At 71.7% G+C, this 1,705-nt stretch carries 1 protein-coding gene; it reads left to right on the top strand.

Going from position 1 to position 1,705, the window contains the following annotated elements:
• The first annotated feature begins 341 nt into the window (after positions 1-341).
• The gene (locus C1J00_RS42920) at positions 342-1,586 is read left to right on the top strand and encodes a L,D-transpeptidase (protein ID WP_102914180.1); all 1,245 of its coding nucleotides are present in this window, start codon (positions 342-344) and stop codon (positions 1,584-1,586) included.
• Positions 1,587-1,705 lie beyond the last annotated feature (119 nt).

The following is a 1,705-nucleotide window of genomic DNA, read 5'->3' as shown; positions in this document are numbered from 1 at the left end:
AGATGAGTATAAGAGACAGGTGTCGGCGCGCCCGGCCACGCGGGCAGGGTAGGCGACGGCGCGGCCCGCCGCGCCCCGTGCACGGCGGCGGCCTGGCGCCCGTTCCCGGTGGCCCGACGACCGGCCACCGCCTCCTGCTCGGCTGCGCTGGACACCTGTCAGCCTCCCGCGGCTCGTGGGACGACGGGGGACAGAGGGGTACGGCCCTGTGTGCGGCCCGGGCCGCGGCTCCCCTGCGCGTCGTCCTCCCCACTGTTCTGCCCAGAGCGTGGGTCGCACTCACGTTTCCCCGGGGGCGGGCATGGTCGTTTCCGGGGACTCGGCCGGTCGTTGGGCACCTCGTGAGGCACGTACAAGGGCGCGCGCGGCGCGCGAGGGCCGCGCTGGCCGCCGTAGTGACATGGGCAGGGCTCCTCGCCGGGGTCACGGGCTGTACCTCGGACGACGCGGGCGGGCTCGCCGGGGCGTTCGGCGCGCCCCCGGCGCCCGATGACGTCATCAAGGTCTCGCCCGGCGACGGCAGCAAGGGAGTGCGCCCCGGCAAGCGGCTGCGGGTGCGCGTGCCCGACGGCCGGCTGGAGAAGGTGAAGGTCGTCAGGTCGCAGGACGCGCAGGAGTCCCCGGTGCCCGGTCACCTCTCCGCCGACGGCCTGACCTGGGAACCCGACGAGCGGCGGCTCGCGCTGGCCGCCAAGTACACGATCGACGCGGTGGCCGTGGGCGGCGACGGCCGCCGCTCCGCCCGGCGCACCACCTTCACCACCTACGTCCCCGAGGAACGCTTCATCGGCTACGTCGCCCCGGAGAACCGCGCCACGGTCGGCACCGGCATGATCGTCTCCCTGGAGTTCAACCGGAAGATCGCGAACCGGGCCGCCGTCGAACGCGCGGTGCGCGTCACCGCCCGGCCGGCCGTCGAGATCCGTCCGCACTGGTTCGGGAGGACGCGCCTCGACTTCCGCCCCCAGGACTACTGGAAACCCGGCACCCAGGTCACCGTTGCCCTGCGCCTGCGCGACGTCGAGGGGGCGCCCGGCGTCTACGGCCTCCAGCACAAGACGTTCTCCTTCACCGTCGGCCGCAGCCAGGTCTCCGTGGTCGACGCCGCCCGGCACACCATGGAGGTGCGGCGCGACGGCGACGTGCTCGCCACCGTCCCGGTCACGGCCGGCGCCCCGAGGACGACCACCTACAACGGCAAGATGGTGGTGACCGAGATGCTCGACGTCACGCGGATGAACGGCGCCACGGTCGGCTTCAGGAAGCGCGACGGCAAGGGCGAGTACGACATCCCGGACGTTCCGCACGCGATGCGCCTGACCGACTCCGGCACCTTCCTGCACGGCAACTACTGGGCGCACCACACCGTCTTCGGCCGCACCAACGTCAGCCACGGCTGCATCGGCCTGCGTGATGTGAAGGGCGGTGGCTCGGACACCCCGGCCGGCTGGTTCTTCGACCGCAGCCTCATCGGGGACGTCGTCGAAGTCGTCAACAGCAATGACAAAAAGGTCTCTCCCGACAATGGGCTCGGAGGATGGAATATGGACTGGAACGCATGGAAGGCGGGCAGTGCCATGAAGTAGCCGGACAGGAGGGCTGGTTGACCCGGCGGTCCGTTGGGACCGAACAGTGACAATCGCGGACCTCCGGTGCCGTCCGACCTGTGGTTACTATTCGCCGACGCGCGGGGGACGCGCGGGTG

Origin of the sequence: Streptomyces cahuitamycinicus (assembly GCF_002891435.1) — a bacterium.
GTDB classification, from domain to species: Bacteria; Actinomycetota; Actinomycetes; order Streptomycetales; family Streptomycetaceae; genus Streptomyces; species Streptomyces cahuitamycinicus.
The sequence above is the reverse complement of the archived record's forward strand: the minus strand, read 5'-3'. Positions and strand labels throughout refer to the sequence as shown.